This is a genomic window from Tateyamaria sp. LSS28, from assembly GCF_059611725.1.
On the sequence record NZ_JCAPFI010000006.1, the window covers coordinates 367,700 to 390,664 of the forward strand.

The window sequence follows — 22,965 nt, forward strand, 5'->3', positions numbered from 1 at the left end:
CCTTTTCTGTCGCGGCTGAAAACACCCGTCGAGGGCTCAGTCCCGTTAGTAAGTGCCCTCATCCCCCTCATCGGGTTCAAATCCGCCGATCAAAGCGACATTCCCCACCCCCTCGGGTGCCATATCCTTCATGATCGTCACGAAATCGGCCGAAACGAGACGCCTAGCGCGGGTCAAGAGGACAGGCAGCGGACTTGAGGGCTCGAACTGAGCGTAATAGGCCATGATCCGGTCCAGAGCCGCTTTGACATCCTGAGGTGAGGTGATTGCCGCGTTGTGAAGGACGCTCGATTGCGGCACGGCAGCAGAAGCTTCACTCGCCTGCTCAAGCGTTTCAGGTACGGCACCGTCATCCGCAAAAACGCTGAGCTTGCGACAGATGTCGTCCAGCATTTTCTGCAAGGGGTCTAGGTCCGGCCCCGCCGCACCGACATTTGCATCAAAGACGTCACATATCGCCCGAACCGCTTCGAGCGCGTCGGCCGCTGCCTCAAGCGTTTGGCCGACGTCCGCGCGGCCCGCATCCTGGAACGCGGCGGCAATGGTCTGAGTATCAATCACCCTGGTCGCGTTTGCAGGCGGGCTGGCTTCACCGCCAGCCACCTCCATATCGCGCAATGAAAAGGCCCCAAAGGTCGGACTATCGACCAGCGGCGCCTGGCGCAGCGACCGCAACAGCACGTCACGGCTCGACAGCGCAAGCACCGCGTTTACCCGCATCGTGGGGTCGCCATCATCTTCGTCTAACTGGGGATGCACACTGTCCCAGTGGGTTTTCAGACATCCCTCGACATAGCGCAGCACGTCACGAAACCCGGGCAAGCCGATTGTGCGCAGTTGCGCATTTGCCAGGATCGCCGCGACACGCAGATCTTGCGTACGCTCCAGCAGGGCCACAGCTTTGGAAGAAACGTCATCGTAATCGGGATCTTCGGCTGGGATCACGTTATCGCCGATCACCCGCTCTTCGGACGGTTTGCTGGCCATCTCAAGAGCGATGAAATCGTCGTCATATTCCAGATCATCCCCACCGGGCGCGTCGTCACGGATGGGTTCCATCAGCGCGTTCAGGTCAAGCATGGCGGGGTCCTTTTGCAATTTGGGTTTGGGCGACTTCTAGAAAGGCGGCCCTGTCGCTGGTGTCGGGGATCGCTTCGGTCATGGTGTCCAACAGTTGCGACAGCGAGGGCGAGCGCGCCGCTTGGCGTCGCACCAACGTCCCAGCGATGGGACCCAGATGAGGGGTCAAAGCCGCGATAACGGACTTCAGATCGTCCTCGTTCAACTTGCCTTGCGCACGCCCTGGGTCAGCGGTCATCAGGCTGGCCACCGTATGACGCAGAACCTCGCGTTCGGACGGATCGCTGATTTCACCGAGTATCTGTTGCAACAGGTCTTCTTGCGTCACAGCCGTTTGTGCCGCGCGGCGGGCCAGTAGCTTGCCGATGGGCCCGATGCGCGCCACCAGGCTTTCCTCCAGCCGCAGCATTGTCGTGAGAGACAACCGGCCAATCATCGTTTCTAACGAACGTGGTGCACCGACCTCGGGGGATGCCGTTAGCGTAGCTCCATGCGTGCTGACCGCCGCCAAAAGGGCCGTGCGCATCTCTGTCGCACTGGCGTACCGACCCTTGGGATCAGGGCAGATCGCCGTCATCACCACCGTGTCAAGAGCGACAGGCAGGTCCGGCGCAAGGGTCGAAGGTGGCGGTACGCTTTCGCCCTTGCTTGCAAGCATGACCGCCGTGATCCCGCCGCCGCGATAGGGCTGTCGCCCTGTTAGTATCTCGTAAAGAATGATGCCGGTCGCATAGATATCGGATCTGGCGCAGACCTCGTCACCCGAGAATTGCTCGGGCGCCATATAGGCAGGCGTCCCGATCATGCCAGCGCTGGTGCGGTCCATCTTGGTAAAGCGGGCAATACCGAAATCGGTCAGCTTTACCCCGCCCTTAGCCGTCAACATGATGTTGGCGGGCTTCATGTCGCGGTGCACGATCGCTGCTTCGTGTATGGCAGACAGACCATCCAAAATCTGCCCAAAGATCGCGGCCACCTCTGTCAGGCTCAAAGACTGAGGTTCGGACATGCGGTCTTCTAGGGTTTTGGCCTCGAGCCGCTCCATCACCAGATAGGGTCGGCCGTCTTGCTCCAGATAATCAAAGATGGTTACCAGATTGGGGTGGAGCACCCTGCCCGCAGCCTGCGCTTCGCGGGAAAAGCGGATCAACCAGTCTTCTTCGCCCGCCGCATCAATCAGGTGCTTGTGCACGGTCTTGATCGCGACAAAGCGGTCAATGTCCTGGTCATGGGCATCATAAACCACGCCCATTGCCCCCTCGCCCAGCTTGGCCCGGATGCGGTACTTTCCGATCTTCTGGGGGCCTTGCGGCGCTATGACAGTATGATCAGTCATCGATCATCCCCATCGCGCGATCAAGGCTGCGGCGCATCCGGTTGAACGACTGCGCAAGCGAGCTGATTTCGTCGCGCGAATTGCGGCTGTATTCCGGCACAGAGAAGTCGCCCATACTGACCCGCTCGGCCATTTTTGTCAGGTATGACACCGGGCGAATGACCACCCGGCTCAGGAGGATGTTGGTCCACACGAAAACCAGCGTGAACGCGGCGCCCAGGGCCACGGTAACCATCAGGGCCGTTTCCTTGGCCCGTTCGACAATCAGCGACCGCGGCACGGTTATGATCTGTGCCCCCACGGTTTCGCCCATTTCCCAGCCAAACCCGTTGACCGACCCATACAGGTCCACCATCGCGGGTGGCGCCACGTCAGGGCTGGAATGACAATTGAGGCAGCCGGGATTGTTGATCGTGATCGGCGCGGCCATCATCAACAGCTGCCCTGCGTCGGTCTCGATCCGTGCAGAAAGCTGGGTGAGGTCAGGATTTTCGCGAAACTGCTCAATGATGTCGGCTTCGGCAGGTGTGGGCAGATCCTCGGGGTTCGTCGGATTAAGGGCCGCCTCCTTGTAATAGTATTGCGGGAACTCCGCCGTGACGGCTTCGAAAACCGTGCGGGCGGCAAAAGATGTCACCGCTTCGGGCTGAAACAGGATGTCACCGTCATCGGTCAAAAGAGGTTCGATATGCGCGAGGGTGTAATTGCGGACCGCAGTCGCATTGGCGCGCATCAGTTGCGCCTCGCGCTCGACGTCTCGCAGCGCACTTTCCCGCACCAGCGTGTAGCTGGCACCGGCGGCTGCCACGATACCAAGCACGCTGGCCGAGACCAGAACCAGATTGTATTTGAACCGAAGCCCCATGTGTTCTCACCATTGTTGTCTGTCTGGTGAGTCCCCTCAAAGGGGCACAAGGTTCATTTCCGTGCCAAAAGTTCCAAAAGCTGTGTTGAGGTCAGCAGCCCGGTATCGGCCTCCGAGCGCGCAACCTGAAAACCCTTGATCGCCTCACGGGTCTGAACCCCGATGATTCCATCAATCAGACCGCGATAATGACCGGAGGCGCGCAGCGCGCGCTGAAGGTCGCGCTTGACGGGAGGTGACAGGGATTGTTCGAGGATCGCAAGTTCAGCCTCTGTCGTCGGGGTCACGGTTTCGGCGTCCTCGATGATCTCGGGCACTGGAATGACAACCGGCTCGATTGGTACGCGCGCAATGACCGGCGGCGAACGCAGTACGATTGGATCAGCAGGCACAGCAGAAAGCGTAGCACCCGGCACCAGCGACATGTCCTCAAGCACAGCGCGCAAATCCACGCTGGGGGTGATGTCGGTCTTTTCGTTCAGAACATCAAGAACCCCGCTTGCCTGTTGTGCCGGGACAACCAAAATCTCGCTGGACCCGACCAGAGGAGCCGAGGCCACGTCGGCATGTTCCACCCCCTCCGGCAAGTCAGACGGCGCTTCCGAGGACAAGATCACCGCCCCACCCCTCTCGGCCAGAACGGTCATCCGCGCGAAGGCACGCAGTGGAACAGCCTCGGTGAAGATGTCAGTCGACCGGTTCAGCCGCGCGCTGCCCGGCAGTACGAAAATCCGCTCTTCGAAGCGCACCGCGGGCATGTCCAGAAAAACCACTGCCGCATCTGCTTGCGCCGCTTCCTGCGAGAACCGCCGCATCATCGCACGGAGTTCTGCATTGCTCGGTGCGCTGACCTGTAGGACTTCAGCATTTAAGGCATTGAGACTGCGCAGCGCGCTTTCGGCCCGCGTAGCATCCGCGCCTGAGGAGACGACCATCCCAACGACCCGTACGGCATCTTGCGCGACAGCGGGTGCCACCGCCAACAGCGTAACGGACGCGAGCGTCCACAAAGCACGAAGACCGGCGCGCCTCATAGCGCACACGCCTCGCTTGGACCCAGAATAGCGGTACAGGCATTCAGCATAGGCAGCGTTTCAACGTCACTGATCGATCCATTCAGCCGCTCCGAAATCGCGGCGGATGTAAGGGTCGGGTCCTGGGAGAGCATGAGCGCGACCACGCCGGACACGTGGGCGGTGGCGATGGAGGATCCTGATACATAGCGATGGGCTGACCCCGGCGCCGTTGTCAGTACGTCGACCATCGGGGCAGGCACGCTGCGCCCGGCCACCTGCCCCGCAGCGATCACGCCGTCCAAAGAGGCAGGATAGACCAATTCTTGCCCCTCGCCCGAGGCTGCAACCACCACGATACCGGCTTCCAGCGCGACATTGATCAGCTCCGTCAAAAGTGGATCTTCAGGTCCGCCGATGCTGAGGTTCAAAACATCGATGTCATTGAGAATGGCAAAGTTGATCGCGCGCGCGAGCGAAAAACTGTTGCAAACGCCCGGCGCCCCATCTTGCTGCCAACAGGCGCGCAAGCCCACCATGTCGGCCGAAGGCGCCACGCCGACGATCCCTTCGTTGGTGGCTGCTGCACCAATGATGCCTGCGACCGCAGTACCATGCGCTTCGGCCAGCGGAACAGGATCAGCGGCAACGAAATCAAACAGATCAACCATTTGGTCGGCCAGATCGGGGTGGTGATTGTCGATCGCACTGTCAACGATACCGACTCGCACCCCTTCGCCCAAGGATGAGGCATGGATCGGCAAGACCCGCATCGACTGCAGCGCCCATTGCAGTGGCAAAAGGGGATCGGAGTGGAACATTTCGGTCAGGCTGAAGCTGCGAAGGCGCTGGACCGTGCGTATACGGGCATCCGTTTCCATCGCAGTAATCAGCCCGTCCACGTCAGACACATTGCGGGCGTCAAAGACAAAACAATGCACTTCAAGCGCATTGAGCGACCATTCCGCAGCCAACGACACGCCAAAATCAGCCGCCAGCGTATCAGCGAGGGCTGCCAGTGCTTGCGGCTCATCCTGAGGGATAGTGAGAATGAGATAGTTGGCCGGAGCAAATGTGTTCGCGTCCGTCAGTTGCCAGTCCTGTGAAGCAGCGGATCGGGGCAAGGCAAACCCGATCAACCCCACGAGAGCAAAGAAGGCGATGAACCGGCTCATTGGCCAGCCTCCGGTGCGGCAAAGATGATCTGGTCCTGCGCCATCATGACCGCAGATACAGCCGCCACATCGGCATCCTCAGCCAAGGTGGCCGAATAGATTCCAGCCGCCGAAGGACCGGTCACAGCCACAACACCCAAAGGCGTCAAAAGCTCGGTCAATTGGGCCTGTGTCAGGTCAGATGCAGGTTGAAACTGAATGGTTGGTGCATCGGATGCGGGCTCGCTTGTCAGGGTGACAAAATCGTCCTGCCCGGGGCCGCCAAACTGGACCGCCACCAACACCAGAGCAAGGCACGCGATGGCCAATCCGCCCAACATACCCCTGCCGCGCCCCTGCATCGCCTCTAGCCAGCCACGCTTGGGTGTGACCGGCGTCCGCGCCCGTAGATCGGCTTCGACCTGCCCGCGCAAGGTTTCCCAACTGCGCTGCAAGGGCACATCAAAAGGGTCTGTCTTGACCACTTTCTGCGCCAGCACAGTCTGTCGCCCGATCTCTTCCGAACAAGCAATGCACGTCTTGGCATGGGCCTCAACCATCGCGATATCCGTGTTTGGCAACGTGCCATTCACATACCACGGGATCAGATCCCACACTTCCTCATGGTCGTTTTGCGGACCGTTTGAATTATTGTCACGCAACTGCATGTTCTCCGCCTGTTTGTTCGTCATCAGATAGGATACCGCGCAATCGCCGCCTTGCGGTCATCATGCGCGTTTTCACAGTGCCCACCGGGCAACCAAGGATTTCGGCGATCTCAGTATAAAGATAACCGTTATAGTAGGTCAGTTCGACGACGGCGCGAAGCTCTGGCTTAAGCTGGTCCAGCGCATTCTTCAGGTCAGTGCCGCGGATGACAGTTTCGGCTGTGTCGTCTCTGGCGGCAATCATGCCCTCATCAAGTTCCACGTCGCCTGCGCGACGCTCTAGCTTTTTACGCTGCTTCATTGCAACGCGGTAGGCGATGCCGAAAATCCAAGTCGACGGTTTTGAGCGGCCTTCAAACCGATCTGCCGTGCGCCAGACTGTCATCAACACATCATTGGCCACCTCTTCGGCAGCCTCAGCATTGCCGGTGATCCGGCGGGCGAAATGCATCAGTTTCGGGAAATACTTTTTATGAATTTGTTCGAACGCTGCGACGTCACTTTGGGCCACAGCCGCGATCAGAGCATCATCGCTCAGCGCTGCGGGCGATTTCGCAGTGGTCTTAATAGATTTCAACATCCACATGAAGCTCATTTCCCTAACTGTGATCGTTAGTCCCCGGGCGGCGCCGAAAGGTTCACGATTGAAGAAGATTTTTTGCGCGCCCTGGATCACGCCCAGTGCTGTCGCCGGTTCACGCTAGGGTGGAACCGTTGAGTGCAACGATGGATGAACCGTTGGAAAAAGCGTGGAAATTGCATCCGTGCATGGATAAAATGCTCTTTTCTTCAGACGCTCAGACCGCAATGCCCAACCAGGGTCGCCGCAGCACAAAACTGCCGTCCCAGCACCTTAGGGGCCACTGGCCACATGGATCACCGGTCAGGACTGAACCATTTCCGCTGTGCGCCGGACTAACGGACAGTTGCACGGTTCGTCTAAAGGAGCGCACGAATGCCGAACCCAAAACTCACCAAGCTTATGAAAGACAAGTCGAAGATGATCTTCTTCGCGGGCTATTTGAAGCAGCAAAAGATGGAAAACTTTCTGGATTTCATAACGGCCAAACCAAAGCCCGAAGCCATCTACGACCTGTACATGTCCAAGAAACCGAAGGTAAAGCTGCCCGGTCTTGATACCTACCGAAAGAATGCGCAAAGGGCGTACATTCAAGCGGTTCAAGCAGAGTTGGAAACGGCACAGGAGCGCGGCGAGCAACTGTCACGCGATGATGCGCACTACGCCGGATCACGAAGCCCGGGCGTTATGGATGCGTTTAATAAGGCGCAGGCACACGCTGAAAACTATGTGACCAATCAGGCCATTCCGAACTGGAAAAAATCGCACAGCTACGAGAATTACGTCGGCACCCAGGTCGACGGCTCTTCGCTGGCATCCAAGCTGAAGTACCCCCCGATAGCGGGTCAACATCTGGCCGATGCCAAGGTCAATCTGATGCTCGGAAAGGCCGGCCTGGCCAAATCCTGTGTGGATCTCGCGATCAAGGCCAAGATGGACAAAGAGATGAAGGGCAAGAACCCCCGCCACGCTGTGGCCTTCCCCAAGACCGCAGACGTGATCAAAGAGTTTGATAAAGTCCGGATCGCCGTCTGAGTGGAACACGTAATGGGCCGACCTTTTGCGAGGTCGGTCCGTTCATCTGCAGCAAAGGGCCAATCACAAAAGCCCCTGACGCTGCCACTCCTCGATCTTTTGGCGACTCACTTCGAAGTGCATTGAGTCTTCGCGGGAGAAACCTGCCCCCCAGATCCAACCTTCCTTCTTGAAAAAATCCGCCAACAGGATCAGGCCGAGTTGGGTACGCCCGTCGGCAAAATTGTCCAGCTGCCCATCGATGTTAAGGTCCACCGCCAAACCGTAAGCATGGGCTGACGCCGACGCAGCCGACCCGCGGATCAGTCGCACACACAACGACCCGGACGACGCGATGCGCTTGTAAAGCTCGGGCTCTAGCGCCTCAACCTCTGCAAAGACCTTGCGCAGGGAAGCCACGGCCGGTGCCAGCAACTGGACACGTATCGGCCCCACGGGCTCGTTCGCGATCAGGTCGCGGAGGCGTGGGTTCGTCAACCTTTGGCAGTCGTCGTTCAGATCGTTGCGCGGCAAGCCAAAGGTTTGGCGCAGGAAACTTGGTGTCGCGAGCGACAACCCGTCGTTGACTGACCTCCGATCTGCGATCAGAACCACCTGCGCATAGTTGTCGCGCGGCCTGTCAGCCGCCGGCTCTGAACGTTCTGGTGGCAAATCGGGAGTGGCCGTCAACGCGGTCCGCTGCAAGGCGGTTATCCCGATGGAAGTCCGCGAGTCGAGCCCATCCACACGTGCGCGCAATGCTTCAAGCTCTTTCCGCAGGGCCCGTGTCTCTGCTTGCAGCGCTGCGAGCGAACCTATTTCGGAATCCGTCTCACGCCGGACGTCGGCAATCTGCCAGAGAACAGGAGCCGCCAAAATAGTGAGTGCCGCTAAGGACCCCGTAGCAACAGTCTTCCATCGATTGGTCATCGGGCAACCTCCTGTGCAACAAACACCCTGCACGGACGTTGCTCATTGGTAGGTACGAATTCCCGATGAAAAGGTTCGCTCCGTTGCCTATAAAATGCCGAAAGCCCCTAGATCGAAAGGGCTTATCTTTGGAAGTTTCGACATCCTACCCGATGGCATAGACCAAGAGTTTCGGCGGTTAGCTCGCAACGTCTCGCGGCAGGTTCGTGGATGCCGGCGTTCATGGTATGGTAATGGAGGAGATTCCTCAGAAATCAACACGAAGCGTCGAAGTCCCCGAGGCGCTCGAACTATGCGCTGAACAGAAAGCGGCAAGGCAGTTTGAAACATCGCGGGACCAGCGCCAGCTCAACTATGTGAATTTTGTCGAGAAGACCTGACACACAGACTCCGTTGCCGCAGATCAGTTGCAACATGCTCTCGCGCAAAACGATCTGCCCGGCTCAATTGCCGCGGCGTTCAAGAGCGATCTCGGGGTGCATCATGGCCGCACAAAAAGCCTTGTTTTTCCCATGATGGTTCGGCCGATGTTGCGAACAAATCTTCTATCTCCTCACGTAGAAGACCGCCCCATAATCGATATTCAGGGGGTTAGACCATCAGTTCGCCGGTTGCGAAGCGCAGCGCAAAAGCGGCCATTAGTTCATGCATATTGTTGCTGCAGAGCGCTGTGCCAAAAGACCTCAGGTCTTGGGTTGTGGTGCACGCAGTGAGTTTAAGGCGCGACGACTTAATGCAATAATTTTTCGACAAAAAAAGATATTTTGTATTGCCGTATTAACGGTTTCTGTCAGCAAAACGACTATGAAAACTGCGTTTGCAAGCAGGAAAAACATGATACCGCCTGAGATCTTCAATCAAGTCGATGACAAGTGTAACGAAGGTCTCGCTCTTGCATCAGCCGACGCCGATGACGGAGCCGTCATGATATTGCGGTGGTGCAACAAGGCATTTTCCAAGATCACGGGGTATCGCGCCGCTGAAGCGTTAGGGCAACGCGGCACGATCTTGATCGGCGCTGACCTTGAGCAGGGCGTACACCTCCACATCATTGAAAAACTGATGGGATGGGAAAACTTTTCGACTGAAGCAACGAATAATCGCAAGAATGGTGAAACGTATTGGCAGCGAATGAGTTGGACCCACTTGTCCGACCCCGCAACGGGCGATCATTGGTGGCTATGCTCTATCATTGATTTGGGGAAACGACCCTCTGGTCTCTCTAAAGAAGCTCAGCCGCTGGCTGGCCCTGTTGAGGTGGGAAGCTACGCCAAGACGCTCGATAAAGTACATCGCTTGGAGAAAGAGAACACGCGCCTACACGAACTGGCCAAATCTGTGGCCAAGGACGCTAATGAAGACGCGCTCACCGGGCTTTCAAATCGCAGGCATTTTGAAGTTGAGGTGAAGACTTGGATCGAAGAGTTGAAGCAGCATGGGAAAGAGTTTGCTGTCCTTTATATCGACCTGGATCGCTTTAAGTTCGTGAATGACACACTCGGGCATGATGCCGGCGACAGGTTGCTCGTTTCTGTCGCAGATATGCTACGCGAGCTCACGGACGAGTACGATTTGGTCGCGCGGTTGGGGGGTGACGAATTCGCAATTCTGCGCCCGCTCGGACACAGCGCATTGGAAATCAGCAGTCTCGCCGACGAAATTGTGTCGCGGATGCAAACCCCCTTCCTGTGTGAAGGGAAATCGACGGCATGTGGCGCCAGTATCGGGGTCGCGATCGCCAAAACAAACATGCATGATCCCGACAGGATCGTCGCTGATGCCGATGAAGCTTTGTATCACTCAAAGGAACACGGCAAGGGACGATGGTCCTTTTTCACCGAAAAGATGCACGCCAAGTCAATCGCCACCAAGCAACTGGCGTCGGACTTGTTGCTGGCCTGTGAACGGCAAGAGTTCATCCCATACTTCCAGCCCCTTATTGATGCAGAAACCGGAATGATCGCCTCCGCCGAGACATTGGTACGATGGGCTCATCCGACCAGAGGCGTTCTGGCACCCGGAGCCTTTTTGGATACAGCGCGAAACATTGGAATTTTGAAGAAAATCGATGAAATCATGTTTGCGTGCTTGAAAGACGCGTTATCGCGTTTGGACAAAGCCGGCGTACACCTTCCGCGGTTCGCAGTAAATGTATCTGCCGCTCGGTTGGCCGATCCAACATTTATTCATGACATTCGTAGTTCCGGTATCGCCCCCGAACGATTGACCATCGAAATCCTTGAGTCAGTCTATCTTGATCGCATAGGCGAAGTTGTTCGATGGACGATAGATGAGCTGGACGAATTGGGCGTAACCATCGCGCTTGATGATTTTGGCACCGGGCACGCCTCCGTTCGGGGGTTGCTGGAAATCCGACCGTCCATTCTGAAGATCGATCGTCAATTCATTCAGCCGGTCGTGGAAGAAGCAAGCACACGCCCGCTGGTCGCCTCGATTGTCGGCATTGGTAAGAGCCTTGGGATGCGTATTGTTGCGGAAGGTGTCGAAACCGAAGAGCATGCGCGTATCGTCAGCGACATGGGCTGCGACTACCTGCAGGGTTTTCATTTCGGTAAGCCCATGAGCTTGGAAGACCTACGCAACAGACTGTTTGAAAATGGCGGTTTGTTCTGGCCGGACGCGATGTCAATTGAACCGGATCGGGCGCGGTACATCACCGGTTAACCGGCTTTGCGATTATTGAAACGCGGACAGTCTTTTTCGGCGGCCATCTGTTCCCTCGCTATATCGACAGCGCCCATGATCGTCCGCAGCACAATCAGTCTGGTGATTATCAAATGCAATAAAGATCGCGCCTATGCTGAGGCCGTCACGGCAAGTTCCATTGCCCGAGAAAAAGCCTCATCTTCCGACGGGAAGGTAACACTGGCCCCACATACCTGCCTGCGGCCTGGTCCGACCTCGTAGACACAGGGAAGATAAACTCCTTCAGCGACCGCTGATGCGCATGGAACCCATCGCCCGCCTGGACCTTCTACGGCTGCGCCTGTGCGGACGTTCACCGCGCCAAATGGCAGTAAAGAAACGTCATCAAGCGCGTTAAAAATTTGGTGGATGCTCATAACAGACCTCATTTTTGGAGGCAGTATTCTGGTGTGGTTTGGCCAAAATGGGGCACATGTTCAGCACTTGCCCTGAAGGTGCCGTAGTTTGGCGGCTCTGAAGGAATTGAATGCACATTGCGGAGAATCGTCGCATGAATTTCTTCGGAAGAGATCACCAAAAATCTTTTCTTTGAATGACTTAGCTGGAGCACACCGCCTCGGCAATCCTGTTCAATTCAACACATTCGCCCAAGATTTGTCTGATTTGAAAGGCTTTCAACCTGCGTACACTAGAGGCTACGGGGTATAGGGTGGAAACCTGAGACCTGTTTCGACCGAACTCGAGTAGAATTGATACTTACTTGCGGATCTCCCTGCGCTCAGGGCTTTGCAGTTTATACTCAACTGGCCGAAACATCATTGATCACGCCGATTGAAGCCCTTGATCTTCCGTTACAGCCGATCAGCAGAAATCCAATCCACGGGGAGCGCACGGAAAATCGGTTAACGTCAGCAACGGGCAGCAAGGCTGCGGTAACACTTCATTAACCAATAAGTGATCTAGCCACTACTACGTAGATCCAACCACTACTACGTATTTGTTTAAAGTTGTCACAGAAAGCCATCAACATGGGCCTCCGACCAAGTCGTCTATTTGAAGTTATCACACGTTTTTCTGGGGTTCTGCGCGATCTTGAAGAGATGGATATTCGAGTCAAAATCTGTGACGATTTTCAAGAGTACCGCGCCCTTCGCAACCGGCAAATCGATCGAGGGCCGATCTATCCGATGTTCGACGTTGCGAGCTCCTATGTTGATCACAACAACGGCTTTTGGATATGCGGTTTCGACCCGGATGGCGAATTGGTCCATACCCAAGCTGTGCGAATTCTTGACTTGTCCGGAGTATCATTGGCGACACATTTGGAACTCCACCGCCACAAATACATCACCCCTGACTCGACGCCTGACCCTGATCAGACCTTTTTTTCGGGACCTGAGGCACTCAATACGATTACAGGCAAGGTCGGCTACCAAGGGGACTTTTGGCTGCGTGCCAAGGGGCTTGCCGGTCCGCGCAGCCAAGGCGCGACGGCGCTCCTCTCGCGTCTCCTGCTTGAGTTAACCGTAATCGCTTGGGATCCCTCGTTTGTGTTTGCGTTTGTCCCGAAACCTTTGGCTGCCAAGGGGGCGCATCTTCGCTACGGCTACATACACTGCGAAGCGGGGCGTTGGATTGGCCCGGACCAACAGGTAACAGACGAAGACTACCTGATCTGGATGAGCGCCAAGGACTTGGCAAGTTCATTCGCTCAAGCGACCAAAGACCTGCAACGCCCGGATAGTCTTTTGACCAAGCCAGCCGAACCGAAACCCGCCATTCAAATGGCGGATCTGAGTTCGGTAGCGAATGCCTGACCCCCATCATTCGACCATGAGAGCCAGCGGACCAAATCATGGCGCACCCTATGCTGCGAGCGCCATGCGCCAAGCAGCAATATACGGCCCCGTCGCGGCTCACGTCGCTTTCGTGATGGAACTGACATTGGTGCCTCTATTGCTGCCATCAATGCGTTCCCAGTTTGGCTTGTCACTTGGCGAATTGGCATGGGTATTCAATTCCTACAGCGTTGCAGTCACAGTAGGCGTTCTAGTCGGCGGACTGTTCGGCGACGCACTTAAGACGACTAGGGTTTTCGGGTGTGGCGTATTCGCTTTTCTCACCGGCTCCATTTTACTCGCCGCATCAATCAATGCCGAGATGCTGATCGTTGGACGTATATTTCAGGGATTTGGTGCCGGCGTGTTTTCACCTCTGGTCCCGGTCTTGCTCACACGGAACGCGCCTGGAAAACCAGGTCGAATACTCATACTATGGGGAAGCCTTGCCGGTTACGTAGCTGCTTTCGCACCGCTGGTCTATAGCGGCATACTCGGAGTAGGAAACTGGAATCTCGCGTTCGGTTTTATAGCGACCATTGCGGCCCTCGCATTGCTTTTCCATGTGTCGGCGCCGACTGCAGATGAACCGGAAGAGCTGCAAACTGAAACACCAGAGTACTTTGCGATTTTTCGTGCCAGACACCTGTGGTTGACGCTCGCCTACGTTTTCTTCACTTATGGAGCGATTACCTATTTTTTGTTCCGACTTCCGCTATGGCTTTCAGAAATGGGTGCCGAGACGACAATAATTGGTTTCATGCTTTCGACGTTGTGGCTGACTTTCTCAGCTTTAAGCGCGCTCTTGCGTAACAAAGTCGATCAAGATCACGTCCAAACAATCATGCTTGCAGCTCCTCTTCTGATCGCGGCTGGTCTGCTGCTATCTTACAGTGAGAACATTTTTCTACTTATGGGCTCAACGATCCTCGTCGGAGCCGGTTTGGCTTGCAGCAACGCCCCTTCAACGCAGCTAATCTTACGACACGCGCCCAAGGGCCTGAGCGCGATTTCCGCCAGTTTGGATATAACCCTTGCACGGTTGGGCGGAATTATTGCGGTCGTATCCCTTGCCGGAACGGGAGTTTCCGTTGCTGGCCCGGTAATTTGCGCATGTTGTTTCGCTGCTGCGATTTGTACAGTCACGGTATTCAGGTTACCAACTAATCACACATGAAACTCTGCCTGAAGCCGCTGATAAGCGGCTTCAGGCAGAGTTTCATTGAGCAAAGTTTCTACCATTGTTAGCAGCGGTACAAAACGTAGATCAAATCTATAGTGTAACGGCCAAAGGAAACATCCAACGACTACCTCCCCAACTGCGCTGCGGTCGTCATACCGGTCATTAGTCGCAACCTGACGCGTGTGATGTGGCTTCCTCGGACTGGGCATCGTACAGAATTTCAGTAAACCAGAAGATTGCAACGCGGAGCGGAGCGGTTGGCCGTCGCGGGCTTGAACGGTCCGCTGTGCGCCACCCGCAGTGCTTCAAAACCGTTCCAAGCCCGTCTGATAGCATACAATCCTACAGATAAGATCATGACAGATCGCAACACCGCAGTTCCAGCAAATGTTACGGAAAACCAGGGTCTGGAAGTCTTGTATCTAAGGTTCATCGCAAAATTGCGAACATGATGATCGGCTCCAAACAGCCCCAAGCTGCAAAGCCCACAATCCATGCACCAGAGCGGAGAAAGGGAGCATCGGCCAATGACACAACAGCATAGACAAGCTTTGCTGTCAGAAAACCGTTAGCAATGAGCGAAAATCGAAGATGCTCAAGTTCAGTTACTAGAACAACAGTAGCAACGAAAACGGGAATCCAAAGCGAAAGCGCTACCGCCTCTCATGCCGTGAACCCGGATGTGGGCGGCGCCCCCATGTTCACCGACAAGAACATCATCGAAAACGCCGTGAACTCGGCGGGCCACACGACACTGGTTATCGCCGTCAAAGCCGCAGACCTCGTTGCCACCTTGATGAGCGAAGGTCCGTTCACTGTGTTCGCACCCGTCAATGACGCCTTTGCTGCCCTGGGCTCATCGTGATACCGATACTTACAGTCCTGCACATGCGAGGCAAGGCAGTTGTCATTCCGGTACGACGGCTATTGGTCCTGATCCTGCTGGGCGGCCCGTTGTTTGGACTGTTCGCCGCTAGCGGTTACGTTCATGCCCCCTGTCACACGGGTTGCTCTTTATGCCGGTCGCCGTGTTCGTCACAGGAAGTGTTTTGGGGCACCTGCTGCTTCGGGAAAATATCACTTCCGACCGCCTGATTAGGGCTACGATCATGTGCGCAGGTCTTGCCATAATGGTCGGGCTTGACCTCAAAGGACTAGGCGGGACCTGGGCGCGGGGTGCGGCGCTGTTCGTGCTGGCTGGCGCAATGTGGGGAGGCTACACTGTGCTGCTCCGTCTGTGGCAAATCCCCATAGTCGAAGGTACCCTGGCAGTCACCGGCGGCTCCGCCATCATCCCAGTGCCGTTGCCGGCCATTACAGCCTCCGAGACGCTGCTAGTGACGCCTTCATCAGCAATTGCCCTACAAGTCTTCATGCAGGGACTTGTCGGTGGCTTTATCAGCGTCGTGACCCTAATCGGCGCTGCCCGATCGCTGCCGGTGCATGTTTCGGCGCTGTTGCCCGTCTTCACCCCCGTCGTTGCACTTGGAATTGCAAGTGTCGTGTTGGGCGCAGTTCCGAACGCAGCCGAGATGGCGGGGACGCTCATCGTTGCCACTGCGTTCATGATAAACCTTGGTATTTTGAAGCGCAAAAAGTGGCTAACGGCAAGAACTGCCACAGGTCACTCATAAAATCGCGCCCGATCAGGCCTCGTGCAATTTTGCCTCTTCTTCTTAATTGGTGCTTTGCTGTTTACAGGCTTTGAGGTGTTCGGACCGTTTGTGATGCTCTCATTTGGGGTGGTATCTTGGATATGACTACTTGCCATCGTACGCCAAGACGCGGTGCAGTCGGCGCGTGGTGTTTGCATGAAATCCGCAAGAGAAACGACAACGTTTCAGGACGAACTGCGTAGGTACATCGCCTAAGCCCGTCGCCTTACATCATGATGCCATGTTGCTTTTCGCCGTAGCGTGCCGCACGAACAAGTTGGACTCATCGAGAGTCATTCACCCTAACGATCACGTGTGTCCACTTTCATCAGGAACAGTGTCCACCGATGCTTGAGGGCGCCTCGCATCTCCACCATTCCTCGTCTTCGCGCCGGAGCTTTGCACAACTGACTCTTTGGCTGGTGGCTCCTTAGCCATCTGTGCTCCCTTTAATTTTCGATTGGTAGCCTTACAGTTGCGCGCAGGCCAACAGTTGGCAGGTTGGTGAGCGTCACCGTTCCGCCATGGGCCGCGATGACGTCGCGAACGATGGCCAGCCCGAGCCCGGCGCCCCCCGTATTGCTGTTGCGACTGTCGTCGCCCCGCACGAAGGGGTCGAAAACGTCAGCGAGTTTGTCTTGGCTGATGCCCGGGCCGTCGTCATCGATCGTTATGACAGCCATGTCTGCATCGCGGGTCACCGTCGCGCGGGCGGTATTTCCATATTGCAAAGCGTTGGCGAGGAGATTGCCGATTGCGCGCACAAGTGCGACCGGACGGCCACGAACAGTGGCAGGGTCATCACATTCAAAAGAGGCCCCCCGCTCTGCACAGGCCCGTTCAACCAGCTCGCCGAGGTCTAGGTCGCGCATCGCCTCGCTCTCTCCGCGTCCGCGGGCATAGGCCACGAGCCCGTCAGCCATCACTGTCATCTCTTCGAGTGTGCGGATCATCGCGTCGCTGTCCTCGGGCTCAAGCATCTCGGCCCGGATGCGCAAGCTGGTAATCGGTGTGCGCAGATCATGGCCCACGGCGGCGAGCATGCGCATGCGTTCTGCGTCGAAGCGGGCGATGCGCACCTGCATGTCGTTAAAGGCCGCCGCGGCGTCTCGCATCTCGCGCGGCCCCTCTGTCTTGATTAGAACTGTGCGATCCCCGCGGCCCGCAGCGCGGGCGGCGGTGGCAAGTTCGGTCAACGGTTGCGTCAAGCGGTGCACGAAGATCAGACCGACACCCAATATGGCAGCCAGTGACAGTCCAAGGATCAAAAGGAATGCACCTTCTTCGATCCATGGCGGCGGCGGGCGCTTGCCACGTGACCGAATGTTCAGCCATTGCGCTTCCCCATCCTCGGCGACAACCAGGCGCACGGATGCCGCGACGGCCACCCTCCTGCCGCCTTTGTCATGATCTGGCTGGACTCTGATTGCAGTTCTCACGTCCCGCCCGCCAAGCGCTTCGGTCAGCGCCTCGGCGAGGGCGCGGGCACGCTGTGTATCAAGTTGAACTCTCACAAGGGGTGTGGGGTCGACTGTCACTCTGGATGATCGGGTCGAAGCTGAGTTGGCCAGCCCAGGTCGGGCCTGCGGCACGGCTGCTTCCAACGCAGGCACCAGCGAAACGATGCGTTCCTGTTCGCGCGCGATCAGCGCCGCGCGATCCAGGCGGATTCGCTCGTAGGACAGGACCGCAAGCGCCAGCAGATTTGCACTGACAAGCGATACGGTCAGAAGAAGGGCAAAGCGCCCCGCGATGCCGTCAGGCAGAAATCGTTGCAACCTGTTCAAACGTGTTCCACATCTGCGGTGAGTCGGTAGCCCCCGCCCCATTCGGTGACGATCAGGCGCGGAGATGACGCATTCACTTCAATCTTTCTCCGCAATCGGCTCACGCTGTTGTCGATGGCCCGGTCATATGCCTTGGCGTCACGACCGAGTGTCAGGTCCAGCAAGCTGCTGCGGGACATCACGGTTTGTGGATGATCAAGCAGGACACCCAGCAAACGGCTTTCCCCGGATGTCAGGGCAACGGCGCGCCCATCCGTGTGCCGCACTTCCTGCGCATCGGGGTCGTGCGTCCAGGAGCCGAACCTTCTGCGCCCCTTGGCCACCTGCGGCGCCGGGGGTGGTCTGCGACGCAGCACGGCGCGGATGCGCGCCACAAGTTCGCGGGGGTTGAACGGTTTGACCACGTAATCGTCAGCGCCAAGCTCCAACCCCACGATGCGGTCAGTCTCATCCGCCATCGCGGTCAGCAGTATCACAGGTGGGCCACCGCGAGCCACCAGCCATCGACACAGGCTTAGCCCGTCTTCGCCCGGCATCATCACGTCCAGCACGATCAGGGCCGGATCACTCTCTTCCAACAGGCTGCGAGCTTCCATCGCATTGGCGGCCATCTGTGTGCGCAGGCCCTGCTTCCGCAGATACTTGTCCAGCGGTTCGCGGATGTCGCGGGCATCGTCCACGATCATCACCTGAGGGGCCGTCTGCTCCATTTCGTCTCCTGTACCGGGCCGGTTTGTGCCTGTTCTAGCGGCATGTGGCCCGCGCTCCGAGTCTGAGCGCCATTTCATTTGTCGCAATTTGTGTCAGCGCTGGCCATTGCGACAAATCGCGACAAACAAGATCCCCGCCCGACAAACCTTTCTGGCACGACATGTCCATATGGAAATCAGACGAGGCGAAACGGCGCCTCGATTTCCAAGGAAAGGACAACCGATGAACCGACCGAAAATACTGGCTGTGACCGCAATTGCCCTAAGCATATCTGGCATTGGCGCCGTCATCGCCAATGCGCAAGACAGCGCCGCCCCAACCCCGCCCCCGGCCGCCGAAGGCAAGATGACCAAAGCCGACATGCGCGATGACCACGGTGGAAAGCGCATGCGTGGCCACGGCGGCAAGATGCGCGGTGGCGAGATGCTGCGCGATATCTTTGACGCAGCCGATGCAGACAGCGATGGCGCCGTCACGCCAGAGGAGATCGAAACCTACCGCAACGCGCTGGTGGCAGAGGTGGACGCATCTGGCGATGGTGCCCTGTCCATCGAAGAGTTCGACACGCTGTATCGCAGCCTCACGCGCTCGCGGATGGTCGACGCCTTCCAAAGGCTTGATGCAGACGGCGACGGCCAGATCGCGCCGGAAGAGATGGAGCGCAGCGTTGCGCGCTTTGTCGAACGGATGGACCGCGATGGCGATGGAACGCTGACCCTGCAGCGACCCGGGCGGCCCGCACCGCAAGAGTAACTGGCTGGGGGCGACCTGTGCAGCCCCTGTTTTACATTAAAGGTGTCGCTATGGTCTTTGTGACCAGGCGGCACCTCTCAGACCGAAGAGGGACACAGATGCAAACGGGCTTCTCGATCAGACAACCGTTTTTGACCTTTGCTCTTCTCTCGACCTCTGTAGGCATCATGTCAGGCGCGGCACTCGCCCACAGCGCGGAAGAGCACTGCGCCGCCGTCATCGCGTCGGTGGAAGAGGCGGGGTTTTCCGACGATGTGACCGTCACCTGCGAGAACGGCGCAGCCGTGATTTCGTCAAACACATATCCCGACCACGAGATGATGACAGGCATCACCGGGACTAATGAACAAGTGCCAGTGCCCGCCCCGGGCTATGACGCGTCGATCCCATTAGTGGCCGTGTTGGGCGATACACCACAAACACGCGACGCGGCGCTCGGCGTGGCGGTGAACGGTGTGCCGATCTTTGACTACACGGGCGGTGGTGAGATGACGGAGGAGGACCTTTACCACCACCAGACCCAGCATGATACGTTGCAAACCCAGCAACTTGATGTGTGCGGCGGCCATGCCGGGCGCGGGGATGACTACCACTATCACGTCAAGCCTGTTTGCATGATTGCCCAGATGGAAAACGCCGGGGACAACGCGATCATCGGATGGGCGTTCGACGGCTTCCCGATCTACGGCGACAACAACCCGGACGGCAGTGTAATTCCGGACGGGGTGCTTGATGTTTGCAACGGGCAGCCGGACGCAACTTTTGGCTACAGGTACCACACGTCCGAGGGTGCGCCGTATATCGTGCAGTGCCTCATGGGCGAGGTTGCAGACATCCGCGCGTTACCCCGCGTTTCTCCGCTTGTTGATGCCGAAACGGGCCGTGGTACGGAACCGGGCCGACCACCGCGCGGCGGGGTCGAAAACCTTGTCTTCACCGAGGGTGCCGACGGCACCCGCAGCATGGATTACAGTTACGAGGGCGATGATTACTACATCCGCTACAGCCCTTCGGACACGCCTGACTGCTATTTGTTCGAAACCCGCACCGTGACCAATGGTGGCGAGGTCGTTACCGGTGAGTATTGCCGATGAAAGGTGTCGCTGCATCGTTTGTGATAGCTTACCTGCGTTGCGTCGGATTCGAAGGCCAAGCACTGGCAGAGGACGCCTTCACGCTGTCGAGCCTGGCGCTGACCGAGGACAGCTTTTTGCCTGCATATCTGAAATGCGTCCGCGATGGCGGCGACGGCGCGTCACCGCCCCTGGAGTGGCACGGTGTGCCCGATGGGACCAAGAGCCTTGCCCTGACCATGCATCACTATCCGCGCGGCACGACCGAAGGCGTGGACGCCCCCAGCCACTATTGGCTGCTGTGGAACATACCTGCCGATGTCACCGTGATCGAGCGTGGCAATCCCACATCGATCGGTGACGAAGGCGCGGACAAGGATCGGACCCACACCGGCTATACTCCGTCATGCTCCCCCGGTGATCGGCAGCACGAATACACCATCACGATCTACGCCCTGAACGCGCCCATGGACGATCTGCCCGGATATGACGACCGACAGGTCTACTGGCAGATGCTGACCGGCGCCATGGAGGGCAAGGTCATCTCATCCGCCCAGCTTTCGTTTCTGAACTGACACCCAAGAAGGAAAAGACCATGATGCGCACCATCCTTGCAGCACCCCTTATCCTGACGGTCGCGCCAGCCTTTGCAGAGCCTCTCACTATCACCGCGGACATATGGGCGGACAATTGGTTCGAGATGTCGGTGAACGGCACCAAGGTGCTGGAGGACAGTGTTCCCATCACGACCGAGCGGTCTTTCAACGCCGAAACCGTCACATTCGCCGTTGAGTTGCCAATGACCATTGCGATCAAGGCAATGGATTTCAAGGAGAACGACACTGGCCTGGAATATATCGGGTCACGGCGGCAGCAGATGGGAGATGGGGGCCTGATCGCGCAGTTCGTGGATGTGGACACTGGAGAAACCGTTGCCGTGACGGATGACAACATGCGTTGCCTTGTCGTGCACCACGCCCCGGTCGATCAGTCATGCGAGGCGTCCAGCAATCCGGTTGCAGGCAAAGGTGCATGTGCATTTGAGTTGACCGAAGAGCCAGCGGACTGGACCGCCCCGGGCTTTGATGCATCGGGCTGGCCCAAAGCCACGCTTCATACGGCCCGTGCTGTCGATCCGAAGGATGGCTACGACACCGTAAGTTGGTCCGAGGACGCCCAGTTCATCTGGGGCCCCGACCTAGAGCGGGACAACACCATCCTTTGCCGTGTCACCATCGAGTAAATGTTCGATCCCCGCACACCCAGCGACGGAGGCTGACGTGCAAACTGGAAAACGCATGACGGGACTATTGATCACCACACCGCTGTGGGCGCGCGCAAAGCGGGTCGGAAGTATCCGACGTTCTGGAACCAGGCCGTTTAAGCAGCACTATTCGATATGCTTGATGGGATCGTCCCGGGCACGATGGGGGCAGTTATGAACCTGGCAAAGCAAGTCCTCGCAACACTTGGGTTGGTTTCATGCGCAACGCTGGTTGCGTCACATTACTCTCCGGATTTCAACACTGCCCTGGGCGGGTTGGGTGTTCCGTCTAACCTTCTTGAAGCGATTTCCAGATCAGACGATCAGACATTGGACGCAAGCGAGGCCACAGGTCCGCGTGGGCAACGTGGCAGGTCAGCGGCGATCGTGACCACCGCAGCGGTGTCCACGGAGACGATCAGCGAAACGGCACAAGCAATAGGCTCTGCCGAGGCGCTACGATCTGTTTCGGTCGTTCCGTTCGAGAGCGGTGTGCTGACCCATGTTGCAGTCGCTTCCGGAGATGTCGTTGCCGCCGGTGATCTGCTGGCGCAGCTGGACGCAGACATCGAGCAAATCGCACGGGACCGGGCGGCTGTGACCCTTCGTTTGGCCGAAGCCGAGTATGCGCGCTATGAACGTCTGGCCCAGTCCAATGTGGCGTCACAGACAGAACTGGACGCCCTGCAAGCAGAGCGGGATGACGCGAAACTCGCCTTGCGCGAGGCAGAGGTCGCGCTAGAGCGGCGTTCGATCTTTTCGCCTATTGGTGGCGTTGTGGGCATCGTTCCGGTTGAGATTGGCGACTATGTCTCCACCTCGACCGAGATCGCCATGGTCGATGACAGATCACAAGTCATGGTCGATTTCTGGTTGCCCGAAAGGTTTGTGGGCTTGCTTGCACTCGGCCAGCAGGTCACGGCAACGCCACTGGCCCTGTCCGGCATGCGGTTCGACGGGCAAATCGGTGCGATCGGCAGCCGGGTGCAGGTCGACAGTCGAACGATCCAGGTGCGCGCGCTGATCGACAACCCGGACGACCTGATCCGCCCCGGCATGTCGTTCAGTGTCACGACGGCTTTTGACGGCGATACCTATCCCGCCGTCGACCCGCTGGCGGTGAATTGGGACGCCGAGGGGTCCTATATCTGGGTCGTGGAAGACGGTGTTGCCACGCGCACGAGTGCCGAGATTGTTCAGCGCAATGTCGAATACATCCTGATCGCCTCGGACATCGGGATCGACGCAGAAGTGGTCACCGAAGGCGGGTTGAACGTGCGCAATGGCGCCCAGGTCGTCGTGCAGGGCGCTGCTGTGCCGGACGTGGACGCCCGACCGGGCAAGGACCGCGCCGACCTGTCCCCGCCGTCCACCTCTGAAACGGAGGGGTAGGC

20 protein-coding genes and 1 pseudogene are annotated in these 22,965 nt (G+C 57.7%); 11 read left to right on the forward strand and 10 right to left on the reverse strand.

Annotation, left to right across the window (positions count from 1 at the left end; genetic code table 11):
• Positions 1–45: 45 nt before the first annotated feature.
• The 7 genes from tssA to AC53L6_RS19625 are packed head-to-tail and all read right to left on the reverse strand — an operon-like array spanning position 46 to position 6,792.
• Positions 46–1,080 (reverse strand): type VI secretion system protein TssA, encoded by a 1,035-nt coding sequence (gene tssA / locus AC53L6_RS19595; protein WP_496909048.1) that lies wholly within the window; start codon positions 1,078–1,080, stop codon positions 46–48.
• Positions 1,073–2,416, reverse strand: coding sequence for a serine/threonine-protein kinase (locus AC53L6_RS19600; RefSeq protein ID WP_496909049.1), 1,344 nt, complete (start codon positions 2,414–2,416; stop codon positions 1,073–1,075). The genes tssA and AC53L6_RS19600 overlap by 8 nt, the downstream gene beginning before the upstream one ends.
• Positions 2,409–3,281, reverse strand: a complete 873-nt coding sequence (locus AC53L6_RS19605) for a Tll0287-like domain-containing protein (RefSeq protein ID WP_299604751.1) — start codon at positions 3,279–3,281, stop codon at positions 2,409–2,411. The genes AC53L6_RS19600 and AC53L6_RS19605 overlap by 8 nt, the downstream gene beginning before the upstream one ends.
• Positions 3,282–3,334: 53 nt before the next feature.
• Positions 3,335–4,315 carry a peptidoglycan-binding domain-containing protein gene (locus tag AC53L6_RS19610; RefSeq protein ID WP_496909050.1) on the reverse strand — a complete coding sequence of 327 codons (981 nt, stop codon included), beginning with the start codon at positions 4,313–4,315 and terminating at the stop codon, positions 3,335–3,337.
• Positions 4,312–5,469, reverse strand: a complete 1,158-nt coding sequence (locus AC53L6_RS19615) for a S8 family serine peptidase (RefSeq protein WP_299604757.1) — start codon at positions 5,467–5,469, stop codon at positions 4,312–4,314. The genes AC53L6_RS19610 and AC53L6_RS19615 overlap by 4 nt, the downstream gene beginning before the upstream one ends.
• Complete coding sequence (locus AC53L6_RS19620; protein ID WP_496909051.1) at positions 5,466–6,140, reverse strand: zf-HC2 domain-containing protein; 675 nt, start codon at positions 6,138–6,140, stop codon at positions 5,466–5,468. Before AC53L6_RS19620 ends, AC53L6_RS19615 begins: the two co-directional genes overlap by 4 nt.
• Positions 6,103–6,792 (reverse strand): RNA polymerase sigma factor, encoded by a 690-nt coding sequence (locus AC53L6_RS19625; protein WP_299705997.1) that lies wholly within the window; start codon positions 6,790–6,792, stop codon positions 6,103–6,105. Before AC53L6_RS19625 ends, AC53L6_RS19620 begins: the two co-directional genes overlap by 38 nt.
• A gap of 279 nt (positions 6,793–7,071) precedes the next feature.
• Here AC53L6_RS19625 and AC53L6_RS19630 point away from each other — a divergent pair, with 279 nt between their 5' ends.
• Entirely contained in the window at positions 7,072–7,731 is a 660-nt protein-coding gene (locus tag AC53L6_RS19630) for a hypothetical protein (RefSeq protein WP_299746984.1), read from the forward strand.
• A 63-nt stretch (positions 7,732–7,794) separates the two neighbouring features.
• On the opposite strand, the gene AC53L6_RS19635 is transcribed toward AC53L6_RS19630, so the two are convergent.
• On the reverse strand, positions 7,795–8,640 hold the full coding sequence (locus AC53L6_RS19635; protein WP_299204500.1) for a M15 family metallopeptidase: 846 nt from the start codon (positions 8,638–8,640) through the stop codon (positions 7,795–7,797).
• Positions 8,641–9,474: 834 nt separating this feature from the next.
• Between AC53L6_RS19635 and AC53L6_RS19640 the strand changes: the two genes are divergently transcribed.
• The 5 genes and pseudogenes from AC53L6_RS19640 to AC53L6_RS19660 all read left to right on the forward strand — a co-directional run bounded on the left by AC53L6_RS19640 (position 9,475) and on the right by AC53L6_RS19660 (position 15,962).
• Positions 9,475–11,325: a sensor domain-containing protein gene (locus tag AC53L6_RS19640; RefSeq protein WP_496909090.1), complete on the forward strand. Its 1,851-nt coding sequence runs from the start codon at positions 9,475–9,477 to the stop codon at positions 11,323–11,325.
• A 1,010-nt stretch (positions 11,326–12,335) separates the two neighbouring features.
• Positions 12,336–13,124: a hypothetical protein gene (locus AC53L6_RS19645; RefSeq protein ID WP_496909052.1), complete on the forward strand. Its 789-nt coding sequence runs from the start codon at positions 12,336–12,338 to the stop codon at positions 13,122–13,124.
• A complete protein-coding gene (locus tag AC53L6_RS19650; RefSeq protein ID WP_496909053.1) occupies positions 13,117–14,322 on the forward strand; it encodes an MFS transporter in 1,206 nt (401 codons plus the stop codon). Before AC53L6_RS19645 ends, AC53L6_RS19650 begins: the two co-directional genes overlap by 8 nt.
• A gap of 580 nt (positions 14,323–14,902) precedes the next feature.
• Positions 14,903–15,181: pseudogene (locus AC53L6_RS19655) on the forward strand (fasciclin domain-containing protein); the annotation flags it as partial.
• 163 nt (positions 15,182–15,344) lie between these two features.
• Positions 15,345–15,962 (forward strand): EamA family transporter, encoded by a 618-nt coding sequence (locus tag AC53L6_RS19660; RefSeq protein ID WP_496909054.1) that lies wholly within the window; start codon positions 15,345–15,347, stop codon positions 15,960–15,962.
• A 470-nt stretch (positions 15,963–16,432) separates the two neighbouring features.
• Here AC53L6_RS19660 and AC53L6_RS19665 read toward each other — a convergent pair whose 3' ends face one another.
• Together AC53L6_RS19665 and AC53L6_RS19670 are read right to left on the reverse strand one after the other, a co-directional pair.
• Positions 16,433–17,761 (reverse strand): ATP-binding protein, encoded by a 1,329-nt coding sequence (locus AC53L6_RS19665; RefSeq protein WP_496909055.1) that lies wholly within the window; start codon positions 17,759–17,761, stop codon positions 16,433–16,435.
• A gap of 5 nt (positions 17,762–17,766) precedes the next feature.
• Positions 17,767–18,480: a response regulator gene (locus AC53L6_RS19670; protein ID WP_496909056.1), complete on the reverse strand. Its 714-nt coding sequence runs from the start codon at positions 18,478–18,480 to the stop codon at positions 17,767–17,769.
• A 223-nt stretch (positions 18,481–18,703) separates the two neighbouring features.
• Between AC53L6_RS19670 and AC53L6_RS19675 the strand changes: the two genes are divergently transcribed.
• From AC53L6_RS19675 to AC53L6_RS19695, 5 genes are all read left to right on the forward strand, one after another.
• Positions 18,704–19,234 carry an EF-hand domain-containing protein gene (locus tag AC53L6_RS19675; RefSeq protein WP_299772535.1) on the forward strand — a complete coding sequence of 177 codons (531 nt, stop codon included), beginning with the start codon at positions 18,704–18,706 and terminating at the stop codon, positions 19,232–19,234.
• 98 nt (positions 19,235–19,332) lie between these two features.
• Positions 19,333–20,328 carry a YHYH protein gene (locus AC53L6_RS19680; RefSeq protein ID WP_496909057.1) on the forward strand — a complete coding sequence of 332 codons (996 nt, stop codon included), beginning with the start codon at positions 19,333–19,335 and terminating at the stop codon, positions 20,326–20,328.
• Positions 20,325–20,882: a YbhB/YbcL family Raf kinase inhibitor-like protein gene (locus AC53L6_RS19685; protein ID WP_496909058.1), complete on the forward strand. Its 558-nt coding sequence runs from the start codon at positions 20,325–20,327 to the stop codon at positions 20,880–20,882. Before AC53L6_RS19680 ends, AC53L6_RS19685 begins: the two co-directional genes overlap by 4 nt.
• A gap of 20 nt (positions 20,883–20,902) precedes the next feature.
• Positions 20,903–21,550, forward strand: coding sequence for a PEBP family protein (locus AC53L6_RS19690; protein WP_496909059.1), 648 nt, complete (start codon positions 20,903–20,905; stop codon positions 21,548–21,550).
• Between the two features lie 195 nt (positions 21,551–21,745).
• Positions 21,746–22,963, forward strand: a complete 1,218-nt coding sequence (locus tag AC53L6_RS19695) for an efflux RND transporter periplasmic adaptor subunit (RefSeq protein WP_496909060.1) — start codon at positions 21,746–21,748, stop codon at positions 22,961–22,963.
• The last annotated feature ends 2 nt before the right edge of the window (positions 22,964–22,965 follow it).

Bases quoted from the DNA above. Each gene is read 5' to 3' on its own strand.
- AC53L6_RS19645 (WP_496909052.1), top strand. From the start codon at position 12,336: ATGGGCCTCCGACCAAGTCGTCTATTTGAAGTTATCACACGTTTTTCT.
- AC53L6_RS19620 (WP_496909051.1), bottom strand. From the start codon at position 6,140: ATGACGAACAAACAGGCGGAGAACATGCAGTTGCGTGACAATAATTCA.
- tssA (WP_496909048.1), bottom strand. From the start codon at position 1,080: ATGCTTGACCTGAACGCGCTGATGGAACCCATCCGTGACGACGCGCCC.
- AC53L6_RS19605 (WP_299604751.1), bottom strand. From the start codon at position 3,281: ATGGGGCTTCGGTTCAAATACAATCTGGTTCTGGTCTCGGCCAGCGTG.
- AC53L6_RS19610 (WP_496909050.1), bottom strand. From the start codon at position 4,315: ATGAGGCGCGCCGGTCTTCGTGCTTTGTGGACGCTCGCGTCCGTTACG.
- AC53L6_RS19695 (WP_496909060.1), top strand. From the start codon at position 21,746: ATGAACCTGGCAAAGCAAGTCCTCGCAACACTTGGGTTGGTTTCATGC.
- AC53L6_RS19640 (WP_496909090.1), top strand. From the start codon at position 9,475: ATGATACCGCCTGAGATCTTCAATCAAGTCGATGACAAGTGTAACGAA.
- AC53L6_RS19600 (WP_496909049.1), bottom strand. From the start codon at position 2,416: ATGACTGATCATACTGTCATAGCGCCGCAAGGCCCCCAGAAGATCGGA.
- AC53L6_RS19650 (WP_496909053.1), top strand. From the start codon at position 13,117: ATGCCTGACCCCCATCATTCGACCATGAGAGCCAGCGGACCAAATCAT.
- AC53L6_RS19635 (WP_299204500.1), bottom strand. From the start codon at position 8,640: ATGACCAATCGATGGAAGACTGTTGCTACGGGGTCCTTAGCGGCACTC.
- AC53L6_RS19630 (WP_299746984.1), top strand. From the start codon at position 7,072: ATGCCGAACCCAAAACTCACCAAGCTTATGAAAGACAAGTCGAAGATG.
- AC53L6_RS19660 (WP_496909054.1), top strand. From the start codon at position 15,345: ATGCCGGTCGCCGTGTTCGTCACAGGAAGTGTTTTGGGGCACCTGCTG.
- AC53L6_RS19690 (WP_496909059.1), top strand. From the start codon at position 20,903: ATGATGCGCACCATCCTTGCAGCACCCCTTATCCTGACGGTCGCGCCA.
- AC53L6_RS19675 (WP_299772535.1), top strand. From the start codon at position 18,704: ATGAACCGACCGAAAATACTGGCTGTGACCGCAATTGCCCTAAGCATA.
- AC53L6_RS19615 (WP_299604757.1), bottom strand. From the start codon at position 5,469: ATGAGCCGGTTCATCGCCTTCTTTGCTCTCGTGGGGTTGATCGGGTTT.
- AC53L6_RS19680 (WP_496909057.1), top strand. From the start codon at position 19,333: ATGCAAACGGGCTTCTCGATCAGACAACCGTTTTTGACCTTTGCTCTT.
- AC53L6_RS19670 (WP_496909056.1), bottom strand. From the start codon at position 18,480: ATGGAGCAGACGGCCCCTCAGGTGATGATCGTGGACGATGCCCGCGAC.
- AC53L6_RS19685 (WP_496909058.1), top strand. From the start codon at position 20,325: ATGAAAGGTGTCGCTGCATCGTTTGTGATAGCTTACCTGCGTTGCGTC.